Source organism: Litchfieldella rifensis, assembly GCF_042646605.1.
Classification (GTDB): domain Bacteria; phylum Pseudomonadota; class Gammaproteobacteria; order Pseudomonadales; family Halomonadaceae; genus Litchfieldella; species Litchfieldella rifensis.
In genome coordinates this window covers 1-722 of sequence record NZ_JBHRUG010000042.1, presented here as the reverse complement: position 1 = coordinate 722, position 722 = coordinate 1, and the positions used below count along the sequence as shown (strand labels likewise).

Here is a 722-nt window from a genome sequence, read left to right as displayed (position 1 = left end):
CGGCGGGCCTCGGCGACCAGGGTCTCGAGGTCCTGGCGCACCAGCGGCTCGCCGCCGGAGAAGCCCAGCTGCACGGCGCCCATGGCACGCGCCTGGCGCATCACCGCGACCCACTCGTCGGTGGTGAGCTCCTCGCGCTGGGCGGCGAAGTCCAGCGGGTTCGAGCAGTACGAGCACTGCAGCGGGCAGCGATAGGTCAGCTCGGCCAGCAGCCAGAGAGGACGGCCGGGCCGGGAGACATCTGGCGCGGGTGTACGATCAGTCATGATGGATCCACCCCTGGTTGGCGGCATCGCGCAGAAACTCCTCCACGTCCCGGGCGAGCTCCGGCGCCGGTGCCTGGGGATAGCGGCGCTCGAGCTCGGCGAGCAGCGCGGCGACGTCGCGCTCGCCGTCGAGCAGCGTCAGGATGGCGCCGGCACTGTCATTGAGCTGCACCATGCCTTCGGGATAGAGCAGCACGTGACACTGCTGGGCCTCTTCCCACTGCAGGCGCCAGCCCGGGCGTAGCCGGAAGACGGTCGACGTATCGATGGCCTCGCTCATGCCAACCCCCGATGATAGACGCGCCGCTCGGTGACGCTGTGATAGGGCGGCCGGCCGAGCTGATAGGCCAGGGTCATGGCGTCGAGCATGCTCCACAGCACGTCGAGCTTGAACTGCAGGATCTCCAGGGCGCGCTGCTGCGCCGGGTAGGTGGTGCACACGGCGAGCGCCAGTTC

Annotated in this window: 2 protein-coding genes and 1 pseudogene; all 3 read right to left on the bottom strand. The window is 69.7% G+C overall.

Going from position 1 to position 722, the window contains the following annotated elements:
* Positions 1–266: radical SAM protein (locus tag ACFOEV_RS19230; protein WP_386776512.1), on the bottom strand; the 266-nt coding region annotated here is incomplete at its 3' end.
* Positions 259–546 (bottom strand): pyrroloquinoline quinone biosynthesis peptide chaperone PqqD, encoded by a 288-nt coding sequence (gene pqqD, locus ACFOEV_RS19225; RefSeq protein ID WP_386776511.1) that lies wholly within the window; start codon positions 544–546, stop codon positions 259–261. The genes ACFOEV_RS19230 and pqqD, both read right to left, overlap by 8 nt.
* A pseudogene (locus ACFOEV_RS19220) lies at positions 543–722 on the bottom strand (pyrroloquinoline-quinone synthase PqqC); the annotation flags it as partial. The gene pqqD and the pseudogene ACFOEV_RS19220, both read right to left, overlap by 4 nt.